Below are 21,413 nucleotides of genomic sequence, written 5' to 3'. Positions count from 1 at the left end.
AATACTTTCTTTTTACCCCACTACAGCTTTAGGGTATAGAAATGTAAAGGCTGACTGAAATGGCATGGCATATCTTCATTCCAGATTCACTCCTCGAAGAGACCTCTGACCCAAAGATAAGAACTTATAAAGTTGGACAGATCGGCAGGGCGGCAGCGATCTTCGGTGTTGAGCACGTATGGATTTACAAAGCAGGGGGAAAAGACGGGAAATTCATCAAGCTAATCCTTGAATACATGGAAACACCGCAGTATCTGCGAAAGAGCTTAATACCACTTACAAAGGAGCTCAGGTACGTGGGTGTTTTGCCACCTCTGAGAACTCCCCACCATAAGCTCAAAGGAAGACCCAAGCTCGGTGAAATCAGGGAGGGCATTGTAATCAGAAAGGGCAAGAGGCTTTACGCGGATATTGGCCTTGATGAGCTTGCCCTCGTTGAGGGAAGTGGAGAAGGAAGAATGACATTCAAAATCGTGTCTCTGAAGCCGCTCAAGGTAGTGCCCTCAAAACCCGAGGAGTATTGGGGATATCGAGTGCATCTCACCAGAAAGTCTTTGGCAAAAACACTTAAAAAGGCAAAACTCAACCTTGCAATCGCGACCTCACGAAAGGGTGAGGATGTGAGAAAAGTGAACCTTCCCCCATTGGAAGGGGAAGTGGGATTCGTGTTTGGATCTCCCCGGAAGGGAATAATGGAGATCCTGAGAGACTTCAATGAGGATTATCCCTTTGATCTAATCCTCAATACGATTCCAAATCAAAAGACAAAAACCGTTAGAACGGAGGAAGCCGTGTTGGCGACATTGGCGATATTTAATTTCATAAGGAGGGATTGAAATGGGAAAAATTAGCAGACCAAGAAGAGGTTCATTGGCATATTCCCCAAGAAAAAGAGCCAAGAGCATAGTCCCAAGAATTAGAAAGTGGCCACAGGAGCAAGAGGTTAGAATGCTCGGATTTGCAGGATACAAAGCTGGAATGACCCATGTGCTTATGATAGACGATGCTCCAGGGCTTACGAAGGGTAAGGAGATCTTCGTGCCAGTAACGATAGTTGAAGCTCCGCCCTTAATCGTCTATGGAGTTAGAGCTTACAAGCAGGGTTACCTTGGACTTGAAACTGCAACTGAGGTCATAGTTCCGGATTTCAAGCTCGAGAATTACCCATCAAAGAAGGCAAAGAACGTAACATTCTACAAGCTTCTTGAGAGAAGGATTAAGACTCTTCCAAAGAACTACAACGAAGAGACCTTCCAGCAAAAACTTGGAGAGCTTGAGGACCTTGTTAAGTCCGGAGAAATAGTTGAAGTTAGGGCTCTTGTGGCAACTCAGCCATGGCTCGCGAGGATAAAGAAGAAGCCTGAGGTTATGGAGTACGCTGTTGGTGGAACAAGCGTTGAAGAGAAGTTTGCCTATATCAAAGAGAGGCTTGGAAAAGAACTCAGAGCAAGTGAAGTTCTCAAAGAGGGAGAGCTTCTTGACATAGTAGCCGTCACAAAGGGCAAGGGTACCCAGGGCCCAGTTAAGAGATGGGGCATCAAGATACAGTTCCACAAGGCTCAAAGAGCCGGAAAGGCAAGACACGTTGGTAACCTTGGTCCATGGCACCCAGCTAGGGTTATGTGGACGGTTCCACAAGCTGGACAGATGGGCTTCCACCACAGAACTGAATTCAACAAGAGGCTCTTGAGAATAGGGGAAAACGGAAAGCTAAAGCTCGATGGAGAGGAAATCGAGATCACTCCAAAGGGAGGATTCCCCCACTATGGAATAGTGAGAAACGACTTCCTTATGATAGCTGGAACCATACCTGGAGCAATTAAAAGAATAATCAGGGTAAGACCGGCAATAAGGCCTCCAGCAAAGAAGCCACCTGTTGAGGCTCCACAAATAACATACGTTAGTAGGGAATCAAAGCAATGAGGTGAGGGTTTATGAAAGTTAAGGTATTTTCACTCGATGGCGAGCCAATTGAAGAAATTGAACTTCCAAAAGTATTCCAAACACCTTTCAGACCAGATCTCATTAGGAGAGCTGTCATCGCTTCATGGACCCACCGCATACAACCACAAGGGAGAGATCCCCTTGCGGGTAAGAGGAGGGTTACTGAGAACATCGGAAAAGGTCACGGTATGGCAAGGGTTGAGAGGATAAAGACCTCCCCAAGATTTGCAGCGTTTGTTCCGTTTGCCAGAGGTGGTAGAAGAACTCACCCACCAAAAGTAGAGAAGATAATATGGGAAGACATCAACAAGAAGGAAAGAAGACTTGCCTTGATGAGTGCCATAGCTGCCACTGCAAACTACGATTTAGTTAAAGCGAGAGGCCACATAATTGATAACCTGCCTCAAGTTCCCCTTGTGGTGGAAGATGAGCTCGAAAAGGTCTACAAGACAGCAAAAACTAGGGAGATCTTCAAGAAGCTCGGTGTCTGGGAAGATATTGAGAGGGCAAAGAAAAACACCAAAGTGAGGGCTGGAAAGGGCAAGATGAGAGGCAGAAGATACAAAAAGGCAAAAGGTCCACTCATTGTGGTTGCCAAAAATGAGGGAATAATCCAGGGAGCAAGAAACCACCCAGGTGTTGACGTAGTTTTAGTGGACAATTTGGGTGTAGAGCTGTTAGCCCCAGGTGCACATCCCGGAAGGCTCACAATATGGACGAAGGGAGCAATAGAGAGATTAAGGGAGATTTATGGGTGATGAGTGATGGATCCATATAAGGTTATTATACGACCTGTAGTCACAGAAAAGGCAATCTCCATGGTTGAGAGAGAAAACAAGCTCACCTTTATAGTCGATAGAAGGGCTACAAAGCAAGATGTAAAGAGGGCTGTCGAGGAAATATACAACGTCAAAGTTGAGAAAGTCAACACACTCATAACAATGAAAGGTGAAAAGAAGGCTTACGTGAAATTGAAGCCTGAGTATAGCGCAAGTGAGGTTGCTGCTAGAATAGGATTGTTCTGAGGTGAGTGAGAATGGGTAAGAGTTTGATTCAACAGAGGAGAGGAAAAGGAACAACAACCTTCAGAGCACCGTCTCACAGATATAGGGGTGCTGTTAAGTACATCCCCTTGAATTTCACCCAAGAAAAGACCCTCGCTGGTAGGGTAGTTGAGATACTCCACGACCCCGGAAGAACAGCACCGGTTGCCAAGGTTAAGTTTGAGAACGGTCTTGAGAGACTCATCCTTGCCCCAGAGGGACTTTTGGTGGATCAAGAGGTTTACATCGGACCTGAAGCTCCGATAGCAATTGGAAACACACTTCCACTTGCAAAGATTCCAGAGGGTACATACGTTTACAACATTGAAGGTTCTCCGGGCGATGGTGGAAAGTACGTGAGAGCCGGGGGAAGTTATGCTCTAGTTGTTTCAAAAGAGAAGAACAGAGTAATTGTTCAGTTGCCAAGTGGTGAGCTTAAGGCATTCAATCCAATGTGCAGGGCCACAATTGGTGTAGTTGCTGGTGGAGGTAGACTTGAAAAGCCAATAGTCAAGGCAGGTAAGGCATACTACATAATGAAGGCAAGAAACAGGTTCTGGCCTAAGCCAAGAGGTGTAAAGATGAACGCAGTCAATCACCCACACGGTGGTAAAGAGCACCACATCGGTAAGCCAAGTACAGTCTCAAGGAGAGCTCCACCTGGAAGAAAAGTCGGTCATATAGCTGCGAGAAGAACCGGAAGGAGAAAGTGAGGTGGTATAAATGGCAAGGAAAGAATTTAAATATCGCGGTTATACTCTTGAAGAACTAATGAACATGTCTCTTGAAGATTTGGCTAGACTTTTCCCCTCAAGACAGAGGAGAAGCCTTAAGAGAGGGTTAACACCCGAACAGAAAAAGCTTCTCAGAAAGATCAGGTTGGCAAAGAGGGGCAAATACAAGAAGCCAATAAGAACTCACAGCAGGGACATGGTTATCCTTCCAGAGATGGTAGGAATCACAATTTACGTCCACAATGGTAAGGAGTTTGTCCCAGTGGAGATTAGGGAAGAGATGATTGGACATTACCTTGGAGAATTTGCTCTAACAAGAAAGAGAGTCCAACACGGTTCACCTGGTGTTGGTGCTACAAGATCATCAATGTTCGTTGCAATCAAGTGAGGTGGTAGGTAATGGCAAAGTTTTCCTACTCTTTCCAAAATTTTGACCCAGAGAGAATGGCAAAAGCAAGCGGGAGAGATTTGAGAATATCTCCGAAACTCTCAATAGAAGTCTGCAGAGAAATCAAAGGAATGATGCTCAACGATGCCATAAAGCTCCTTGATGATGTAATAGCCAAGAGAAGACCTATCCCCCTCAGAAGGTTCAACGACTCCCAAGGCCACAAGAAGGGGAAGGGCTTTGGGCCTGGTAGATATCCGGTGAAAGTCGCTAAGGAAATCAAGAAGATCCTCCTCAATGTTAGAAACAACGCAGAGCAGAAAGGTCTTGATCCAGATAGGTTAAAGATCATCCACGCTGCAGCTCACAGGGGACCAGTGCTTAGGGGATACATACCAAGGGCTTTTGGAAGAGCCACACCATTCAACGAGCAGACAACACACATCGAGATAGTTGTTGAGGAGATTAGGAGGTGAGCTCATGGCAATCGAGAGATATTTCATAAAGGAAAGCATTAAGGAAATGCTCATCGATGAATATCTTGAGAAAGAGCTTAGAAGAGCTGGTTATGGAGGACTTGACATCAAGAAGACTCCCCTTGGGACAAAGGTTGTTATATTTGCCGAGAGACCAGGTTTCGTTATAGGAAGAGGCGGAAGAAAAATAAGGGAGCTTACAAGGATACTGGAGAGACAATTTGGTTTGGAAAACCCCCAGATAGAGGTTGAGGAAATCAAGAACCCCTACTTTAACGCTAAGGTTCAAGCGACAAGGCTTGCCCAGGCATTGGAAAGGGGAGTCCACTTTAGAAGAGCTGCATACGCTGCAATAAGGGCAATTATGAACAATGGCGCAAGAGGTGTTGAGATCAGAATAAGCGGCAAGCTTACAGGAGAAAGAGCTAAAAGTGTGAGATTCTATCAGGGATATATTGCAAAAGTTGGAAATCCTGCTGAAACTTTGGTTTCAAGGGGCTATGCACAGGCATTGCTAAAGCTTGGTGTCCTTGGAGTGAAAGTTTCAATTATGCCACCAGATGCAAGACTTCCGGATGAAATCGAGATCATAGAAAAACCAGTTGAAGAAGAGGTGAGCGAACAATGAAGCCGAGTGAGATTAGAGAGATGAGCGTGGAAGAAATAGATGCCAAGATCAGAGAGTTAAGACTTGAGCTCGCAAAGGAAAGGGGAATGCTTACAATGGGAACATCTTTGGAAAACCCGATGGTTATTAGGAACCTTAGGAGGGATATTGCCCGCCTTTTAACGATAAAGAAGGAAAAGTTGAGGAGCAAAGGGTGATGGTTAGTGCCTAGGATTGTGAACCCCCTGGATGAGATGTTATTTAAAGAGGTGTTAAAGGAACAGCAAAGGATTAGGGTCTACATTGAAAAGGCCCGTTATGGAAAGCTCAAGACCATAATAGAGGGAATTGATGAGAAGGAGTTTAACCTTGAAGAGATTGCAAAAAAGCTTAAGGCGAAACTGGCATGCGGAGGAACAGCCAAAAACGGGAGAATAGAGCTTCAAGGAGATCACAGAGAAAAGGTGAAGCGCTTATTGGCAGAACTTGGATTTTCAGAGGAATTGATAGAGGTCGAGTGACCAGAAAAACAATAACAATGCACGAGCTCATAGGCCTGAAGGTCAAAGTCATTAACAGCTCTCATCCGGGGTTGATAGGTATTGAGGGATACGTGATTGACGAGACGAGAAACACCCTCACAATCCTTGGAGAAAAGGTGTGGATAGTTCCCAAGAATGTTGCCGAATTTGAGTTTGAAATTGACGATAAAAAAATACGAATAAAGGGAGAAGAACTGATTGGAAGGCCTGAGATGAGATTGAAAAAGAGGTGAAAAAGATGAGAGACATCGGATTGAGGATACAACCTCCCGCAGAGAAGTGTGATGATCCAAAGTGCCCATGGCATGGACGCATTAAGGTACATGGTAGAGTGTTTGAGGGAGTTGTCATTAGTGACAAGCCAAGGCACACAGTTACCGTTGAAAGACAGCACTATCACTACTTGAAGAAATACGAACGTTACGAGCTTAGAAGAAGCAGAATACACGCCCACAATCCACCATGCATCAACGCAAAGCCGGGGGACAAAGTTATCATAGCTGAAACTAGACCCCTCAGCAAGACAAAGAGCTTTGTAGTGATTGCGGTTACTCAAAAAGCTGAGGAGAGGTGAAGAGAATGGCAAAGAAAGGTGCTGGTGCTACAAGAGGTATCTCTCCAGTTAGGCCCACAAGGGCGTTGCCAATTGGTGCCTACCTTAAAGTGGCAGACAACTCAGGTGCAAAAGTAATCCAGATAATCGGGGTAGTAGGCTACAAAGGTGTTAGAAGGAGACTTGCCTCAGCAGGCGTTGGCGACATGGTAGTTGCAACGGTAAAGAAGGGAAGGCCTGATATGAGGCACCAAGTTGTTAGGGCAGTTATCGTAAGGCAGAGAAAAGAGTACAAGAGGCTTGATGGGATGAGAGTAAAATTTGAAGACAATGCAGCCGTTATTACAACACCCGAAGGTGTTCCAAGGGGAACTGAGGTTAGAGGACCTGTTGCGAGAGAAGCCGCTGAGAAGTGGGTTAGAGTAGGAAGTATTGCGAGTATAGTATTGTGAGGTGAGAGAAATGAGATTAAAGAGCAAACAACCGAGAAAGCAAAGGAAGTTTTTGTACAATGCTCCCCTTCATCTCAGACACAAGATAGTCAGTGCCACCCTTTCAAAAGAGCTTAGACAGAAGTACGGCATTAGAGCTCTTCCAATTAGGACTGGAGACAAAGTAAAAATAATGAGAGGGGACTTTAAAGGGCATGAAGGAAAAGTTGTGGAAGTTGATCTTAAGAGGTACAGGATTCATGTCGAGGGAGCAACCCTTAAGAAGGTTAACGGTACCGAGGTGTTCTACCCGATACACCCATCAAATGTTATGATTGTTGAACTGAACCTTGAAGATGAGAGAAGAAAGAAGATAATTGAGAGGAGGGCTTGAAGATGGCGAGGAAAGGTGCTAAGAGACACTTAAAGAGGCTTGCTGCTCCAACTCAGTGGTACATTGAGAGAAAGACATACAAGTGGGCTGTAAGACCTTCCCCCGGTCCGCACAACATGAAAACATCAATTCCCCTCATCTACATAATTAGGGATTACCTTGGATACGCAAAGACCGGTAGAGAAGCAAGAAAAATCCTCAACGAAGGGAAAGTGCTTGTAGACGGCAGGGTTAGAAAGGACTACAAATTCCCAGTTGGCATCATGGACGTTGTCTCAATACCAGAAACCGGAGAACACTACAGAGTTTTTCCAAACAGAATTGGAAAGCTTATTCTCCATCCAATAAGCGAAGAAGAGGCAAAGATAAAACCATTGAGGATAAACAACAAGAGAATGGTAAAGGGAGGAAACTTGCAGCTCAACTTCCACGATGGAACAAACCACTTAATCAAGCTCAGTTCACTCACAGATGAAACCAAGGATCAGTTCAAGACCTCAGACACCGTCTTAATGAAAGTTCCAGAGAGGGAGATAGTTGAAGTGCTTTCATTTGAGATCGGGGCTTACGTGTTCGTTGTTCAGGGTAAGAACGTTGCAAGAGTAGGAAAAATCGTTGAGGTCAGGCACTTCCCAGGTGGATGGCCAGACGTGGTTACAATTGAAGACAAGGAAGGAGAGCTCTTTGATACATTGAAAGATTACGCATTTGTTTTGGGTAAAGAGGAACCAAAGATCTCATTACCGTGAGGTGAAAAAGAATGATAGCTAACAGAGAGGCAATCTTAGCGGATTGGGAAGCTCACCCTATGAGAAGGCCTAGAATAGCCAAAGTCACCATAAACATTGGTGTTGGTGAGAGTGGTGAGAGACTTACAAAGGCTGAGACAATGTTAGAATCACTTGTTGGTCAGAAGCCAATAAGGAGGAAGGCAAAGAAAACAAACAGGGACTTTGGAATTAGAAGAGGCGAGCCGATAGCAGTTAAGGTGACCCTAAGGGGTCAAAAAGCCTACGACATGCTCAAAAGGCTATTGGCTGCCGTTGACAACAGACTTAAAGAATCCAGTTTTGATGAACACGGAAACGTCTGCTTTGGTATTGATGAGCACATCAACATTCCGGGAGTAGAATACGACCCAGAAATTGGTATATTTGGTATGGACGTCTGTGTAACACTTGAAAGACCGGGATACAGAATTGCAAGAAGGAAAAGAAGAAGGCACCACATCCCCACAAGACACAAGCTTACAAAGGAAGAGGGTATGGTTTTCATGCAGGAAGAGTTTGGAGTCCAGATTGTGGAGGGATGATTATGGCGAAGGCTGATTATAACAAGAGAAAGCCGAGGAAGTTTGGTAAGGGCGCGAGAAGATGCATCCGCTGTGGACAATTTGGACCGATAGTTAGAATACACGGACTAATGCTCTGCAGGCACTGCTTTAGAGAGGTAGCTCCAAAATTAGGATTTAAGAAATACGACTGAGGTGAGATGAGATGACTCTGTTAGATCCTTTGGCAAATGCTTTATCTCACATTACAAACAGCGAGAGAGTTGGAAAGAAGGAGGTTTACATAAAGCCAGCCTCAAAGCTTATTGGAGAGGTACTTAGAGTTATGCAAGAGAACGGGTACATAGGTGAGTTTGAATTTATCGATGATGGAAGGGCAGGCATATACAGAGTTCAACTCCTAGGAAAGATAAACAAGGCAGGAGCAATAAAGCCAAGGTTTTCAGTGAAAGCTAAAGAGTACGAAAAGTGGGAAAAGAGATTCCTTCCAGCATTCGAGTTTGGTATTCTAATAGTTTCCACATCCCAAGGTGTTATGACACACAAGGAAGCCCTTGAGAAGGGCATTGGTGGAAGGTTAATAGCCTACGTCTACTGAGGTGAGAGAAATGCCAATTGATGCATGGGTGAGGGAAGAAGTTGAAATTCCAGAAGGAGTCACCGTCGAGATAAACGGTAGCCTTGTCAAGGTAAAGGGTCCAAAGGGAGAGGTTGAGAGAGAACTCAGCTATCCAGGGGTTAAGATATTCACTGAAGACGGCAAAGTTGTTGTGTACAAGGACTTCCCAAGGAGAAAGGATATAGCTATTGCAAGAACATTCAAGGCCCACATAGCAAACATGATCAAGGGCGTCACGGAAGGATTCACATACAAGCTTAAGGTCGTTTACAGCCACTTCCCAATAACAGTCAAGGTGCAAGGCGACAAAGTTTACATAGAAAACTTCCTTGGTGAAAAGGCACCAAGAGTTGCCGAAATACTCCCCGGAGTTACAGTAAAGGTTATGGGTGGCGAGATAATAGTAGAGGGAATCGACAAAGAGAAAGTCGGACAGACTGCGGCAAACATCGAGCAAGCGACAAGGATTACTGGTAGGGATAGGAGAGTCTTCCAAGATGGTATTTATATCGTTGAAAAAGCTGGTAAACCTATAAAGTTCTGAGGTGAGACTGATGGAAAAAGCGAGACTCTTAAGGATAAGGGCCAAACTCAAAAGGAAGAAGCCCAAGTTTCTTAGGCAAGAATGGTGGAGGTTTCCAAAATTTAAGAATGATCCCAAGTGGAGGAGACCCAAAGGAACAGACAGCAAGATGAGGTTAAAGCTTAAAGGAAAGGCAAGATCACCCAGCATTGGATGGAGCTCACCGAGGGCAGTTAGGGGACTTCACCCAAGCGGATACGAGGAAGTACTGGTGCACAATGTCAAGGAGCTTGAGATGATAGACCCAACCAGACAGGCCGCTAGAATAGCTAGAACAGTCGGAAAGAAGAAGAGACTCATGATAATTGAGAGAGCCAAGGAATTGGGTATTAAGGTGCTCAACGCGAGGTGAAGGTCATGCTCAAAATGCAGAGAAGGATTGCTGCTGAACTTTTGAAATGTGGCGAGAATAGGGTTTGGATAGACCCTGAAAGAATTGATGATGTTAAGTCCGCTATCACAAGAGAGGATATTAGAAGGTTAATCAATGAAGGCGTCATAAAGAAGAAGCCAATTAAGGGACAGAGCAGGTACAGGGCAAAGCTTAGGCAAGAAGCGAGAAAGAAGGGAAGGCACAGGGGACACGGAAGCAGAAAGGGTAAGAAGACCGCAAGGATGGGCAAGAAAGAGAGATGGATGATGACGATTAGAGCCCTTAGAAAGGAACTTAGAAAGCTCAAGGCAGAGAAGAAGATTGATGAACACACCTACCGCAACCTTTACATAAGGGCCAAGGGCGGACAGTTCAAGAGCAAACACCAGCTTTATCTGTTCATGGAGGAGAAAGGGATATTGAAGAGGTGATATAAATGGCACACGGACCAAGATATAGGGTTCCATTCAGAAGAAGAAGGGAAGGTAAGACTAACTATCACAAGAGGCTTGCACTCCTTAAATCAGGCAAGCCCAGATTAGTTGTGAGAAAAACCCTCAACCACCACATAGCTCAGATAGTGTTATATGATCCAAAGGGCGACAAAACAGTTGTTTCAGCTCACACAAGAGAGCTCATGAGGGACTTTGGATGGAAGGGACATGGTGGAAATACTCCAAGCGCTTACCTCCTCGGGTTGCTCATAGGCTACAAGGCACTTGAGAAGGGAATTGAAGAGGCGATCCTTGACATAGGACTTCACCCGCCTACCAGAGGATCAAGCATCTTTGCGGTCCTCAAGGGAGCAGTTGATGCGGGATTGGAGGTTCCACACAGCGAGGAAATCTATCCGGAAGAGTACAGAATTAAAGGGGAACACATCGCTCAGTATGCAAAGATGCTTAAGGAAGAGGATGAAGAGAAGTACAGGAGACAGTTTGGAGGGTATCTCGTTAAGGGACTTGAACCTGAAAAGCTTCCCGAGCACTTTGAAGAGGTTAAGGCGAGAATCATTGAGAAATTTGAGAAGGTGAGAGCATGAGCCAGGAGTGGAAAGAATACGCTCAAAGGGTTTTAGAAGAGTGGCAACCCAAGACAAAGCTCGGTATGCTCGTTAAAGAAGGTCAGATTACTGACATTCACGAGATCTTTAGAAAGGGTTACCAGATAAAAGAGCCCGAGATAGTTGATGTACTCCTTCCTGAGGTTAATGCAAGGGAGAACCAAGAGGTTCTTGACATAGCTCTAACAGTAAGAATGACTGACAGTGGTAGAAGAGTTAGGTTTAGGGTACTGGCAGCGGTAGGAAACAGAGACGGTTACGTGGGACTTGGAATCGGCCACGGAAAGGAAGTTGGAATAGCCATAAGGAAGGCAATAAACTACGCTAAGATGAACATAATTGAAATCAAGAGGGGCTGTGGTTCCTGGGAGTGCAGGTGTAGGAGACCACACTCAATACCATTCGCCGTTGAGGGCAAAAGCGGTAGTGTAAAGGTCAAGCTCATGCCAGGGCCGAGAGGACTTGGTCTCGTTATCGGTGATGTCGGTAAGAAGATACTAAGCCTGGCGGGAGTTAAGGACGTGTGGTCACAAACCTTGGGTGAGACAAGAACCACAGTTAACTTCGCAAAGGCAGTGTTTGAAGCACTATACAACACCAACAGTGTCGCTGTGAAGCCTGAGATGATCGAGCGCTATGGTATCGTGGTTGGTAGAGAAATGCCACAGAACTTTGAGCTGTGAGGTGAGCGGGGATGGCAAAACTTGCTTTGATTAGGATAAGGGGCAGAGTGAATGTTAAGAGACCCGTAAAAGACACCCTTGCAATGTTGAGACTCCACAAGGTAAACCACCTTGTGATCGTTGACGACACCCCAACTTACAAGGGAATGATACAAAAGGTAAAAGATTACATCACTTGGGGAGAAATAAACGCTGAAACCCTAGCAAAGCTCATAGAGAAGAGAGGAAGATTGCCTGGGAACAAGAGAGTTACGGAGGAGTACGTTCAAGAAAAGCTCGGGATGAGCATCAAAGAATTTGCTGAAAAAGTGATCAACGGAGAAATGAAGCTCAATGATCTGCCGGGGCTAAAGCCAGTATTTAGACTTCACCCAGCAAGAGGCGGCATTAGGAGCAAGAAGAGAACCTTCAAAGAGGGTGGAGCTTTAGGCTATAGGGGAGAGGCTATTAACGAGCTTATAGAGAGAATGCTGTGAGGTGCGCGAGATGATTAGGAGAAAGAAAAAGGTGAGAAAGCTTCGCGGTTCCCACACTCATGGATGGGGATGCAAAAAGAAGCACCGCGGTGGAGGACACAAGGGCGGTAGAGGTATGGCAGGAACTGGAAAGAGGAAGAAGACAAAATGGACATGGGTCATCAAGTATGCCCCTGATCACCTAGGCAAAAGGGGTTTCAAGAGGCCTGTGGAAGTTCAAAGAGAGATAACTGCAGTAAACCTCAAATTCATTGACGAGCACCTTGACGAGCTCATGCAGCTTGGTATTGCCTACGAGGAAGAAGGAAGAATTATTGTCGATACCACTCAGTTTGCCGATAAGGTGCTTGGAACCGGGAAACTCACAAAACCACTTGTAATTAAAGCCAGAGCGTTCTCCCCCAAGGCTGAGGAGAAAATAATCCAAGCTGGGGGAGAAGCTCTGCTTGCTTGATTTTTTTCTTTTTGAATAATTGTCTCTGAGGTGTAATCCATGGGAGCAAGGGAAATAATCTACAAAATAGAGCATGCATTTCCAGAAATCGAAAGGCCAAAACGACACGTACCTTTAAAGGAAAAATTCGCCTGGACAGGCGTTGCATTGCTGTTGTACTTTATTCTGGCACAGATACCTCTTTTTGGAATTCCTGAGACGGTACAAGATTACTTCCAAGCCTTGAGAGTAGTCCTAGCAGGTAGAAATGGTAGTGTGTTAACACTGGGTATTGGTCCCATAGTTACCGCTGGAATTATAATGCAGCTTTTAGTCGGTTCAGAAATAATAAAGCTAGACCTTTCGAACCCCGAAGACAGAAGATTCTATCAGGCTCTGCAGAAGGTATTTGCAGTGTTCATGTGCTTCTTTGAGGCGGCTGTTTACGTATTTGCGGGAGCGTTTGGAAATCCCACATTGACAATCAAGGTACTCCTCATGCTTCAGCTCGCCTTTGGTGGAATAATGGTAATGATTATGGATGAGCTTGTGAGCAAGTGGGGAATTGGTAGTGGTATAAGTCTCTTTATTGCTGCGGGAGTCTCACAGACAATTGTTACTAGAGCCCTTAACCCATTAACAACAAATCAAGCTATAGACCCCTTAACAGGTGGTCCCGCTATAATAGGTGCTATTCCGGCCTTTATCCAGCACATAATTAAAGGTGATGTTACTGGAGCGCTGTACAGAAGGGGTCTTCCAGACATGGTAAGTGTTTTCGCAACAATAGTTATCTTCTTGATAGTTGTTTACTTGGAAAGCATGAGAGTGGAGATCCCTCTCAGCTATGGAAGGGTAACTGTAAGAGGAAGATATCCAATAAGGTTCATGTATGTTAGCAACATTCCGATCATACTCACATTTGCCCTTTACGCGAACATCCAGCTCTGGGCTAGGCTTTTACAAAGACTCGGCCATCCAATTCTTGGAACTTTTGACGAAACTGGAGCGGCAGTCTCTGGGTTTGTAAGGTACGTCCTACCACCTAGTGATATATTCAGCGTTACAGCCGATCCGCTAAGGGCTTTGGTTTATGCCATACTCACCATAATGTTCTCCCTACTCTTTGGATTCCTATGGGTTGAGCTCACCGGACTTGACGCAAAGAGCATTGCAAGACAACTGCAGAGGGCGGGATTGCAGATACCCGGCTTTAGAAGGGACCCAAGAATCTTGGAAAGGGTCTTGCAGAGATATATACCTTACGTTACATTCTGGGGAGCATTCACCTTGGCTGTTGTTGCGGTATTGGCAGACTTCCTTGGAGCACTAGGAACTGGAACTGGAATACTGCTTACAGTAGGTATCTTATACAGATTTTATGAAGAAATAGCAAGAGAGCAAGCCACCGAGATGTTTCCAGCACTGCGCAGGTTCTTCAGTTAGTTTCTTTTTTTGTCATTCATTTTCTAAAAAACCTTATAAACCAATTTTTCTTTGTACTCTCTGGAGTGCGAGTTTTGATCAAGGTGATAGAATATGCCATTTGTGGTGGTCATTACGGGAATTCCGGGGGTAGGAAAGAGCACAATCACAAGACTAGCCTTGAAAAGGACTCGAGCAAAATTTAGGGTAGTTAACTTTGGGGATATAATGTTCGAGGAAGCGGTCAAAGCTAAGTTGGTTACCCACAGAGACGAGATGAGGAGACTGAGCTTGAAGGTGCAGAGGGAATTGCAGCTTAAAGCCGCTCAGAGAATCCTTGAGATATCTAGAGAAGAACCCGTACTGCTCGATACTCATGCTACAATAAAAACGCCCTTGGGGTATATGCTCGGCTTTCCTAAGGAGGTAATTGAGGTTATAAACCCGAGATTTGTTGTTATAATAGAGGCAACGCCTAGTGAAATACTCGGAAGAAGATTAAGAGACCTGAAAAGGGACAGGGATGTTGAAACTGAGGAACAAATTCAGAGACATCAGGATTTAAATAGGGCTGCCGCAATAAGTTATGCAATGCATTCCAATGCACTTATAAAGATAATTGAAAATCATGAGGATAAAGGTCTGGAAGAGGCCGTTAATGAATTGGTAAAAATACTTGATCTGGCGGTGGAGGAAGATGCTTGAAGGAATATACCTGGCACTTGACAAAGTATTTGGTCCTTTAGTTACCAATGCTCACCCAATGTGGGTAGTAACAATTTCGGGAATTATACTTGGTGCCTTTTTCACATTAGTCAATCACATGCTGATAGACCAAGAAAAAATGAAAAAACTACAAAAAATGAGCAGGGAATTTCAGAAGGAGTGGAAAGAGGCTCAAAAAGCAAAAGATGAGAAGAAATTAAGAAAGCTTCAACAAAAGCAGCTGGAACTTTTAAAGCTTCAAAATGAAGTTATGAAAGACTCAATGTTTAAACCAATGCTCTTTACAATGCCGATATTCTTCATATTCTTTGGGTGGATGAGAAGGTGGTATGTTGAAACGGCAATCGTGAAGTCACCGTTCAACTTTTTCCTCTTTGACTGGTTCCACAGATTTTACCACTCTTCCCTCCAAGCCAACGAGCTGGGCTATATTGGATGGTACATCTTAACATCAATGATTGTCGGACAGGTTTTAAGAAAGCTCTTGGACTCATATTAGTTAAATTTAAAAATGCTGCACAAAAAAGCTAAGCGGGGTGAGAAATATGAAACCAATGTACAGGTCAAGATCATGGAGAAGAAAGTACGTTAGAACTCCGGGTGGAAGGACTGTAATACACTTTGAAAAGAAGAAGCCAAAAATAGCACACTGTGCAATGTGCGGAAGACCACTAAACGGAATCCCAAGGGGAAGATCAAGTGAGTTAAGAAAGCTCCCCAAGACCAAAAAGAGACCCGAGAGGCCTATGCCACACCTCTGCCCAAGCTGCATGCGCAGAGTCATGAAGGCTCAGGTAAGGGCTGCACTCTAACCTTGGACAAAAGGGATGCACCATGCCTAAGGGATGTCTAGTGATCACAGTGAGCGGATTGGCAGGAAGTGGTACCACAACTCTCTGCAGGAATCTAGCTAAACACTACGGCTTTAAGCACGTTTATGCCGGTTTAATATTCCGACAAATGGCAAAAGAAATGGGGATGTCTTTACAAGAATTCCAGAAATATGCTGAAATGCACCCAGAAATAGACAGGGAAGTTGATAGAAGACAAGTAGAAGCGGCAAAAGAATGCAACGTAGTTATTGAGGGTCGTTTGGCTGGATGGATGGTAAAAAATGCCGATTTAAAGATATGGCTTGATGCACCGATTCAAGTAAGGGCTCAGCGTGTAGCAAAGAGAGAGGGCATAAGTGTTGAGGAGGCATTCATGCAGATTGCCGAAAGGGAAATGCAAAATAGGAAAAGGTATTTAAACCTATACGGGATTGACATTAACGATCTCTCAGTTTATGATTTGGTTATTAACACTGCCAATTGGGGTCCCGATGGGGTCTTCGCCATTGTGAAGGCCGCCATCGACCACCTGTACCCCGATGGCGACACGGGGAAATAAAAAAGATGGAGGTGGGATGAATGCCAGCAATTGATGTTGGAAGGCTAGCCGTTGTTATTGCCGGAAGAAGGGCTGGACAAAAGGTAGTTGTTGTTGACATAATCGACAAGAACTTCGTCCTCGTTACCGGCGCTGGATTGAACAAGGTGAAGAGAAGAAGGATGAACATCAAGCACCTTGAGCCTCTTCCAGAGAAGGTTAACATTGAGAGAGGCGCCGACGACGAGGCTGTTAAGGCCGCCCTTGAGCAAGCTGGAATCAGCTTGGAGTGATTTTAACCTCTTCTCTTTTCCAAATTGTTAAAATTCCTTGCCTAGTTTTTTCATTTTGTTAGGAAAACTCGTTTAATACTATTCTGACATACTATACATTGAGGTGTTTGTATGGTAAAAGCTGTTTGGAATGGAAAGGTTATTGCTGAGGCCAAAAAAGATGAAGTTATTCTTCTTGAGGGAAACGTTTACTTTCCTCCAGAAGCCGTTCACAAAGAGTTTCTCCGAGAAAGTGATACTCACACAACCTGCCCTTGGAAAGGAGAAGCCAGCTATTATCACGTTGTTGTGGATGGAGAGATAAATGAGGATGCTGCTTGGTACTATCCTGAACCCAAAGAAGCGGCTAAGGTGATTAAGGGGTACATTGCCTTCTGGAGAGGAGTTGAGATAATATGGGATGATGAAAATGAGAAAATTTGATGTTGTGGTTATTGGAACTGGCGTTGCCGGTTCTTCCGCCGTTTATAAATTTGCACAAGCAGGATTAAAAGTTGCAATTGTTGATGAGAGACCCTTTGGAGGCACATGTGCCTTGAGGGGATGCGATCCAAAGAAAATCCTTATTGGGGGAGCTGAGCTTGTTGACTGGGCTAAGAGAATGAAAGAAAAAGGCATTGAAGGGGAAATTAGAATAAACTGGAAAAAATTAATGGCCTTCAAAAGGGAATGGACTGAAGGATTTCCAGAGAGAATGGAAAGAAGTCTCAAAAAAGCAGGCATTGAGACCATTCATGGTAGAGCACACTTCATAGATAAGGATAAGATAGAAGTGGATGGGGAGGTAATCTCGGCACACAAGTTCCTTGTTGCAACTGGGGCAAAACCAAGAAGGCTCAACATCCCCGGAGAGGAGCACGTAATCACGAGCGACGAATTTCTTGAGCTTGATGATCTTCCCGACAAGATAGTCTTCATAGGTGGAGGTTATATATCCTTTGAGTTTGCTCATCTGGCAGCACGTGCGGGGAGTGAAGTGACGATACTTCACCGAAGTGGAAGACCTTTAAAGAATTTTGAACCTTACTTTCTCTTTTGAAGACCTCGCCTTTCAGGGCGGGGATGCAGTATTCGGAAATTCAGCCTCTCAAATAGAAACCCTTTTAAACTCCTACAAAGTAATGAGGCCTCGAAGAGGCCAAATTTAATAACCCGATGAGATGAGGGGTTTCGCGTTACCACTCCGCTTGGAGTGGTTAGGACGCTGTTAAGCGTCCTTGAAGGACTGCCCTTCGAGGCAGTAAAAACTGAAGGTTTGGCCTCTGAAACCATAACCCCGAGTCCCCTTGGGGGTAGGGGTAACGGGGGCGAGACCGTCCCCTCGGGCTGAACCGAAAGGCGGTAACGGGAGTAGGTGATGGGCCCGTAAACCTTCCTGCTATTGGCGAGGGGTTAGCTCGTTGGAACCCTCGCCTTTCAAGGCGGGAAGGAGGTCAGGATATCCTCTATATGCTTTAAGGCTGAACTGTAAAGGTTTATAACCCCCTTTCTCAATTTTTTGTAGGTGAGCAGAATGGGTAGAAAGAAAAAGCGAGAACTCATGCTTCCTGCTGATATTAAGAGGGAAATAGTTATTAAGGACGAAAAAGCTGAAACCAACCCAAAATGGGGTTTCCCTCCGGATAAAAGGCCTATTGAAATGCATATGCAGTTTGGAGTTATAAATCTCGACAAACCTCCGGGTCCCACAAGCCATGAGGTAGTTGCGTGGGTTAAGAAGCTTTTAAACCTTCAAAAAGCCGGTCATGGAGGGACATTAGATCCAAAGGTCACTGGAGTTTTGCCCGTAGCTCTGGAAAGGGCCACAAGGGTTGTTCAGGCACTTTTACCGGCAGGTAAGGAGTATGTAGCATTGATGCACCTTCACGGGGATGTTCCAGAGGACAAAATAAGGGCCGTTATGAAGGAATTTGAGGGAGAAATCATCCAAAGACCCCCTCTAAGAAGTGCCGTTAAGAGAAGACTCAGGACAAGAAAAGTTTACTACATAGAGATAATTGAGATAGAGGGCAAAGATGTTTTGTTTAGGGTTGGAGTTGAGGCTGGTACTTATATAAGGTCTCTCATCCATCACATTGGCTTGGCTTTAGGAGTTGGCGCCCACATGGCAGAGCTGAGGAGAACAAGGAGCGGACCGTTTAAAGAAGATGAGACCCTTGTAACTCTGCACGACCTTATAGATGCTTATTACTTCTGGAAAGAGGACGGTATTGAAGAGTACTTCAGAAAGGCAATTCAGCCGATGGAGAAAGCAGTTGAACATTTACCCAAAGTGTGGATAAGGGACTCTGCAGTTGCAGCTGTAACCCATGGTGCCGATTTAGCTGTCCCTGGAATAGTGAAGCTCCACAAAGGCATAAAACCTGGAGATCTCGTGGCGATAATGACCCTCAAAGACGAGCTTGTGGCTTTGGGCAAGGCAAAGATGAACACACAGGAGATGCTCACAAAGACCAAAGGAATAGCAGTAGATGTGGAAAAGGTCTTCATGCCAAGGGACTGGTATCCAAAGATGTGGTAGAAACTTTGCCTGCGCAAAGTTTCATCAAAGTTGGTACGTGTTCTTTCTCTTGGCGATTATTTTGTTGCCTTCCCTTAAAATTTCCTCTTTCACAAGGGGTTTCTTTATAAGCGCCCAATGGCACAGGAGATAGTAAACCCATTAAAGACTGGCAACTTCTGACTTGGAAAGCCCTAAAAACTAACCCAGTAACAGCACGTACAAACTCTCTTCAGCTCCTTTTCAACAGTAATTGCTTTTTGGTCAAGATTTGTGCAAGCAAAGGTTGCTGTGCAGGCAAAGGGGGAGAGGTTCAACTTTATAAACCCCTCTTCCAATCTTCGAGCATGAGCCACTACTACTCCCAAGAGCCAAATGTTCCGTTAAAGACCAAGATGATTGAAGTATTTATTAGAGGGGAGCGTTTTAAATTTATAACAGCCAGCGGTGTCTTTTCCTTTGGCAAACTTGATAGAGGAACAGAACTCCTTGTAAATAACATGATACTTGAGAAAAACTGGCGGGTTCTTGATTTGGGATGCGGTTACGGGGTGATTGGAATCGTTGCTTCCCGCTTTGTTGATTACGTTGTGATGACCGACATAAACAAAAGAGCTGTGAGCATAGCAAAGAAAAACTTAAAAATCAACAACGTTAAGAATGCCGAGGTAAGATGGGGCCATCTTTATGAGCCTGTAAAGGGAGAAAGGTTCCACAGCATAATAACGAATCCTCCGGTGCATGCTGGGAAGGATGTGTTGAGGGAAATAGTTATAAATGCACCCCATCATCTCTACGATGGAGGATTACTTCAAATTGTCATTCGCACTAATCAAGGCGCAAAGTATATTAAGGGACTCATGGAGGAGAACTTCAAGGAAGTAAAAGAAATTGCGAAGGGATCGGGCTTTAGGGTGTATGCCGGGATCGCCTAGCCTGGGATGGCGCGGGCCTTGAGAGCCCGTGGGCGTTTGCCCGCCGGGGTTCAAATCCCCGTCCCGGCGCCAAAATCCTCGTTGAAGGATTAACTTGTGGAGGTGTGCTTATAATGGCTGACTTTAGACATATCGTGCGTGTAGCAAATGTTGATATAGATGGGCACAAACAACTTAGATGGGCCCTCACCGGAATTAGGGGTATAGGAATAAACTTTGCAACAATGGTCTGCAGAGTTGCAGGGTTAGATCCAAAAATGAAGGCAGGTTACCTTACCGATGAGCAAGTAAAGGCCATTGAGGCTGTGCTTGAAGATCCAGTAAAACACGGCATTCCCGCATGGGCAGTAAACAGACCAAAGGACTACGAGACTGGAAGAGACTTACACCTTACTGGAGCAAAGCTCGTTATGGCATGGCGTGAGGACGTTAACAGGCTCAGGAGAATCAGGGCTTATAGAGGTATTAGGCATGAACTTGGTCTTCCATTGAGAGGACAGAGGACTAGATCAAACTTCAGAAGAGGAACTACAGTTGGTGTTAGCAGAAGGAAGAAGTGAGGTGGTATAGATGGGAGATCCAAAAAGGCAAAGGAAGAGATATGAAACTCCCTCTCATCCTTGGATTAAGGAGAGACTCGACAGAGAGAGAGTGTTGGTGCAGAAGTATGCTCTCAAAAACAAGAAGGAGCTTTGGAAGCACGAGACACAACTTAAGAACTTTAGAAGAAGGGCAAGAAGATTGTTGGCTGCTAGAGGCAAGCAGGCAGAAATTGAAAGAGCTCAGCTCCTCCAGAGATTGGCTAGACTAGGACTGCTTCAAGAGGGGGCTCACCTTGATGATGTCCTTTCACTTACAATAGAGGACATTCTTGAGAGAAGACTACAAACGATGGTATTTAAGAAGGGATTGGCAAGAACAATAAAGCAGGCCAGGCAGCTAATCGTCCATGGACACATTGAAGTAAACGGCCAAATAATAAGATCCCCAAGTTACCTGGTGCTCAAGGAAGAGGAAGATGGCATAACATACGCGAAGACTTCACCTTTTGCAAACTCTCAGCACCCTGAGAGAATGGTTATCGAAGAGGCCCAAAAGGGTGAGGCACAATGAGTGAGGAAGTTAACATCAAAAAGAAGGAAAAATGGGGAGTTGCCCACATATATGCCTCTTACAACAATACAATCATCCACATAACCGACTTAACCGGAGCTGAGACAATATCAAGATGGAGCGGTGGAATGGTGGTTAAGGCAGATAGAGACGAGTCATCTCCCTATGCTGCAATGATTGCCGCTAAGAGAGCCGCCGAAGAAGCCCTCGAAAAGGGCATTGTGGGAGTTCACATAAAAGTTAGAGCACCAGGTGGAAGCAAAAGCAAGAACCCAGGACCTGGAGCACAGGCAGCCATTAGAGCTCTCGCAAGAGCAGGGCTCAGAATAGGCAGAGTTGAAGATGTTACACCAATACCGCACGATGGTACAAGACCAAAAGGTGGCAGAAGGGGAAGGAGAGTTTGACTTCCCTTTA

At 45.0% G+C, this 21,413-nt stretch carries 38 protein-coding genes and 1 tRNA gene; all 39 read left to right on the top strand.

The genetic code is table 11. The features are described from left to right. Positions 1 to 59: 59 nt before the first annotated feature. The 39 genes from OCC_RS03220 to OCC_RS03035 all read left to right on the top strand — a co-directional run bounded on the left by OCC_RS03220 (position 60) and on the right by OCC_RS03035 (position 21,403). Positions 60 to 836 carry a putative RNA uridine N3 methyltransferase gene (locus tag OCC_RS03220; RefSeq protein ID WP_004068351.1) on the top strand — a complete coding sequence of 259 codons (777 nt, stop codon included), beginning with the start codon at positions 60 to 62 and terminating at the stop codon, positions 834 to 836. Between the two features lies 1 nt (position 837). After that, positions 838 to 1,923 (top strand): 50S ribosomal protein L3, encoded by a 1,086-nt coding sequence (locus tag OCC_RS03215; RefSeq protein WP_004068349.1) that lies wholly within the window; start codon positions 838 to 840, stop codon positions 1,921 to 1,923. An 11-nt stretch (positions 1,924 to 1,934) separates the two neighbouring features. Beyond that, positions 1,935 to 2,702: a 50S ribosomal protein L4 gene (gene rpl4p, locus OCC_RS03210; RefSeq protein WP_004068347.1), complete on the top strand. Its 768-nt coding sequence runs from the start codon at positions 1,935 to 1,937 to the stop codon at positions 2,700 to 2,702. Positions 2,703 to 2,708: 6 nt separating this feature from the next. Beyond that, positions 2,709 to 2,969 carry a 50S ribosomal protein L23 gene (locus OCC_RS03205; protein WP_004068345.1) on the top strand — a complete coding sequence of 87 codons (261 nt, stop codon included), beginning with the start codon at positions 2,709 to 2,711 and terminating at the stop codon, positions 2,967 to 2,969. Between the two features lie 11 nt (positions 2,970 to 2,980). After that, entirely contained in the window at positions 2,981 to 3,700 is a 720-nt protein-coding gene (locus OCC_RS03200; RefSeq protein WP_004068343.1) for a 50S ribosomal protein L2, read from the top strand. Positions 3,701 to 3,710: 10 nt separating this feature from the next. Next, on the top strand, positions 3,711 to 4,109 hold the full coding sequence (gene rpsS / locus OCC_RS03195) for a 30S ribosomal protein S19 (protein WP_004068340.1): 399 nt from the start codon (positions 3,711 to 3,713) through the stop codon (positions 4,107 to 4,109). 11 nt (positions 4,110 to 4,120) lie between these two features. Continuing rightward, entirely contained in the window at positions 4,121 to 4,585 is a 465-nt protein-coding gene (rplV, locus tag OCC_RS03190; RefSeq protein WP_004068339.1) for a 50S ribosomal protein L22, read from the top strand. Between the two features lie 4 nt (positions 4,586 to 4,589). After that, positions 4,590 to 5,213, top strand: a complete 624-nt coding sequence (locus tag OCC_RS03185) for a 30S ribosomal protein S3 (protein WP_004068337.1) — start codon at positions 4,590 to 4,592, stop codon at positions 5,211 to 5,213. Further along, positions 5,210 to 5,410 (top strand): 50S ribosomal protein L29, encoded by a 201-nt coding sequence (gene rpmC, locus OCC_RS03180; protein ID WP_004068335.1) that lies wholly within the window; start codon positions 5,210 to 5,212, stop codon positions 5,408 to 5,410. The genes OCC_RS03185 and rpmC overlap by 4 nt, the downstream gene beginning before the upstream one ends. Before the next feature lie 36 nt (positions 5,411 to 5,446). Continuing rightward, positions 5,447 to 5,713, top strand: coding sequence for a stress response translation initiation inhibitor YciH (gene yciH, locus OCC_RS03175; RefSeq protein WP_238565091.1), 267 nt, complete (start codon positions 5,447 to 5,449; stop codon positions 5,711 to 5,713). Beyond that, entirely contained in the window at positions 5,599 to 5,967 is a 369-nt protein-coding gene (locus tag OCC_RS03170) for a ribonuclease P protein component 1 (RefSeq protein WP_004068331.1), read from the top strand. Before yciH ends, OCC_RS03170 begins: the two co-directional genes overlap by 115 nt. 5 nt (positions 5,968 to 5,972) lie before the next feature. Next, complete coding sequence (locus tag OCC_RS03165; protein WP_004068329.1) at positions 5,973 to 6,308, top strand: 30S ribosomal protein S17; 336 nt, start codon at positions 5,973 to 5,975, stop codon at positions 6,306 to 6,308. A 5-nt stretch (positions 6,309 to 6,313) separates the two neighbouring features. Then, on the top strand, positions 6,314 to 6,739 hold the full coding sequence (locus OCC_RS03160; protein ID WP_004068327.1) for a 50S ribosomal protein L14: 426 nt from the start codon (positions 6,314 to 6,316) through the stop codon (positions 6,737 to 6,739). A 10-nt stretch (positions 6,740 to 6,749) separates the two neighbouring features. Beyond that, positions 6,750 to 7,112 carry a 50S ribosomal protein L24 gene (gene rplX / locus OCC_RS03155; protein WP_004068324.1) on the top strand — a complete coding sequence of 121 codons (363 nt, stop codon included), beginning with the start codon at positions 6,750 to 6,752 and terminating at the stop codon, positions 7,110 to 7,112. A gap of 2 nt (positions 7,113 to 7,114) precedes the next feature. After that, positions 7,115 to 7,861, top strand: a complete 747-nt coding sequence (locus tag OCC_RS03150; RefSeq protein WP_004068322.1) for a 30S ribosomal protein S4e — start codon at positions 7,115 to 7,117, stop codon at positions 7,859 to 7,861. Positions 7,862 to 7,872: 11 nt separating this feature from the next. After that, a complete protein-coding gene (locus OCC_RS03145) occupies positions 7,873 to 8,424 on the top strand; it encodes a 50S ribosomal protein L5 (RefSeq protein WP_004068320.1) in 552 nt (183 codons plus the stop codon). Positions 8,425 to 8,426: 2 nt separating this feature from the next. Next, positions 8,427 to 8,597 (top strand): 30S ribosomal protein S14, encoded by a 171-nt coding sequence (locus OCC_RS03140; protein WP_004068318.1) that lies wholly within the window; start codon positions 8,427 to 8,429, stop codon positions 8,595 to 8,597. 11 nt (positions 8,598 to 8,608) lie between these two features. After that, positions 8,609 to 9,001, top strand: a complete 393-nt coding sequence (locus OCC_RS03135) for a 30S ribosomal protein S8 (RefSeq protein ID WP_004068317.1) — start codon at positions 8,609 to 8,611, stop codon at positions 8,999 to 9,001. A gap of 10 nt (positions 9,002 to 9,011) precedes the next feature. After that, on the top strand, positions 9,012 to 9,566 hold the full coding sequence (locus tag OCC_RS03130; RefSeq protein ID WP_004068314.1) for a 50S ribosomal protein L6: 555 nt from the start codon (positions 9,012 to 9,014) through the stop codon (positions 9,564 to 9,566). Between the two features lie 10 nt (positions 9,567 to 9,576). Then, the gene (locus OCC_RS03125) at positions 9,577 to 9,957 is read left to right on the top strand and encodes a 50S ribosomal protein L32e (RefSeq protein WP_004068311.1); all 381 of its coding nucleotides are present in this window, start codon (positions 9,577 to 9,579) and stop codon (positions 9,955 to 9,957) included. A gap of 5 nt (positions 9,958 to 9,962) precedes the next feature. Beyond that, entirely contained in the window at positions 9,963 to 10,409 is a 447-nt protein-coding gene (locus OCC_RS03120) for a 50S ribosomal protein L19e (protein ID WP_004068309.1), read from the top strand. A gap of 5 nt (positions 10,410 to 10,414) precedes the next feature. Continuing rightward, a complete protein-coding gene (locus OCC_RS03115) occupies positions 10,415 to 11,020 on the top strand; it encodes a 50S ribosomal protein L18 (protein ID WP_004068308.1) in 606 nt (201 codons plus the stop codon). Further along, a complete protein-coding gene (gene rpsE / locus OCC_RS03110; protein WP_004068301.1) occupies positions 11,017 to 11,724 on the top strand; it encodes a 30S ribosomal protein S5 in 708 nt (235 codons plus the stop codon). The genes OCC_RS03115 and rpsE overlap by 4 nt, the downstream gene beginning before the upstream one ends. An 11-nt stretch (positions 11,725 to 11,735) precedes the next feature. Next, positions 11,736 to 12,200 carry a 50S ribosomal protein L30 gene (locus OCC_RS03105; RefSeq protein WP_004068299.1) on the top strand — a complete coding sequence of 155 codons (465 nt, stop codon included), beginning with the start codon at positions 11,736 to 11,738 and terminating at the stop codon, positions 12,198 to 12,200. A gap of 10 nt (positions 12,201 to 12,210) precedes the next feature. Next, positions 12,211 to 12,654: an uL15m family ribosomal protein gene (locus OCC_RS03100; RefSeq protein ID WP_004068297.1), complete on the top strand. Its 444-nt coding sequence runs from the start codon at positions 12,211 to 12,213 to the stop codon at positions 12,652 to 12,654. 39 nt (positions 12,655 to 12,693) lie between these two features. Continuing rightward, the gene (gene secY / locus OCC_RS03095; protein ID WP_004068295.1) at positions 12,694 to 14,079 is read left to right on the top strand and encodes a preprotein translocase subunit SecY; all 1,386 of its coding nucleotides are present in this window, start codon (positions 12,694 to 12,696) and stop codon (positions 14,077 to 14,079) included. A gap of 93 nt (positions 14,080 to 14,172) precedes the next feature. Next, positions 14,173 to 14,763 (top strand): adenylate kinase, encoded by a 591-nt coding sequence (locus OCC_RS03090; protein WP_004068293.1) that lies wholly within the window; start codon positions 14,173 to 14,175, stop codon positions 14,761 to 14,763. Further along, the gene (locus OCC_RS03085) at positions 14,756 to 15,283 is read left to right on the top strand and encodes a DUF106 domain-containing protein (protein ID WP_004068291.1); all 528 of its coding nucleotides are present in this window, start codon (positions 14,756 to 14,758) and stop codon (positions 15,281 to 15,283) included. The genes OCC_RS03090 and OCC_RS03085 overlap by 8 nt, the downstream gene beginning before the upstream one ends. A gap of 46 nt (positions 15,284 to 15,329) precedes the next feature. After that, positions 15,330 to 15,596 carry a 50S ribosomal protein L34e gene (locus OCC_RS03080; protein ID WP_004068290.1) on the top strand — a complete coding sequence of 89 codons (267 nt, stop codon included), beginning with the start codon at positions 15,330 to 15,332 and terminating at the stop codon, positions 15,594 to 15,596. 22 nt (positions 15,597 to 15,618) lie between these two features. After that, positions 15,619 to 16,176 carry a (d)CMP kinase gene (cmk, locus tag OCC_RS03075; RefSeq protein ID WP_004068287.1) on the top strand — a complete coding sequence of 186 codons (558 nt, stop codon included), beginning with the start codon at positions 15,619 to 15,621 and terminating at the stop codon, positions 16,174 to 16,176. Positions 16,177 to 16,196: 20 nt separating this feature from the next. After that, positions 16,197 to 16,448, top strand: a complete 252-nt coding sequence (locus OCC_RS03070) for a 50S ribosomal protein L14e (protein WP_004068285.1) — start codon at positions 16,197 to 16,199, stop codon at positions 16,446 to 16,448. Between the two features lie 111 nt (positions 16,449 to 16,559). Next, entirely contained in the window at positions 16,560 to 16,871 is a 312-nt protein-coding gene (locus tag OCC_RS03065; RefSeq protein WP_004068283.1) for a DUF427 domain-containing protein, read from the top strand. Beyond that, complete coding sequence (locus OCC_RS03060; RefSeq protein WP_004068281.1) at positions 16,858 to 17,487, top strand: FAD-dependent oxidoreductase; 630 nt, start codon at positions 16,858 to 16,860, stop codon at positions 17,485 to 17,487. The genes OCC_RS03065 and OCC_RS03060 overlap by 14 nt, the downstream gene beginning before the upstream one ends. Before the next feature lie 474 nt (positions 17,488 to 17,961). Beyond that, positions 17,962 to 18,969 carry an RNA-guided pseudouridylation complex pseudouridine synthase subunit Cbf5 gene (locus OCC_RS03055; protein WP_004068761.1) on the top strand — a complete coding sequence of 336 codons (1,008 nt, stop codon included), beginning with the start codon at positions 17,962 to 17,964 and terminating at the stop codon, positions 18,967 to 18,969. Positions 18,970 to 19,295: 326 nt separating this feature from the next. After that, positions 19,296 to 19,883, top strand: coding sequence for a class I SAM-dependent methyltransferase (locus OCC_RS12210; RefSeq protein WP_004068759.1), 588 nt, complete (start codon positions 19,296 to 19,298; stop codon positions 19,881 to 19,883). Beyond that, positions 19,869 to 19,955, top strand: a tRNA-Ser gene (locus tag OCC_RS03050). The genes OCC_RS12210 and OCC_RS03050 overlap by 15 nt, the downstream gene beginning before the upstream one ends. A 41-nt stretch (positions 19,956 to 19,996) precedes the next feature. After that, positions 19,997 to 20,443, top strand: a complete 447-nt coding sequence (locus OCC_RS03045) for a 30S ribosomal protein S13 (protein ID WP_004068757.1) — start codon at positions 19,997 to 19,999, stop codon at positions 20,441 to 20,443. 10 nt (positions 20,444 to 20,453) lie between these two features. Beyond that, positions 20,454 to 20,996: a 30S ribosomal protein S4 gene (locus OCC_RS03040; protein ID WP_004068755.1), complete on the top strand. Its 543-nt coding sequence runs from the start codon at positions 20,454 to 20,456 to the stop codon at positions 20,994 to 20,996. Further along, positions 20,993 to 21,403: a 30S ribosomal protein S11 gene (locus tag OCC_RS03035; protein WP_004068754.1), complete on the top strand. Its 411-nt coding sequence runs from the start codon at positions 20,993 to 20,995 to the stop codon at positions 21,401 to 21,403. Before OCC_RS03040 ends, OCC_RS03035 begins: the two co-directional genes overlap by 4 nt. The last annotated feature ends 10 nt before the right edge of the window (positions 21,404 to 21,413 follow it).

It is taken from the genome of Thermococcus litoralis DSM 5473 (assembly GCF_000246985.2).
Lineage (GTDB): Archaea > Methanobacteriota_B > Thermococci > Thermococcales > Thermococcaceae > Thermococcus_A > Thermococcus_A litoralis.
This window is presented reverse-complemented; position numbering and strand designations above follow the sequence as displayed.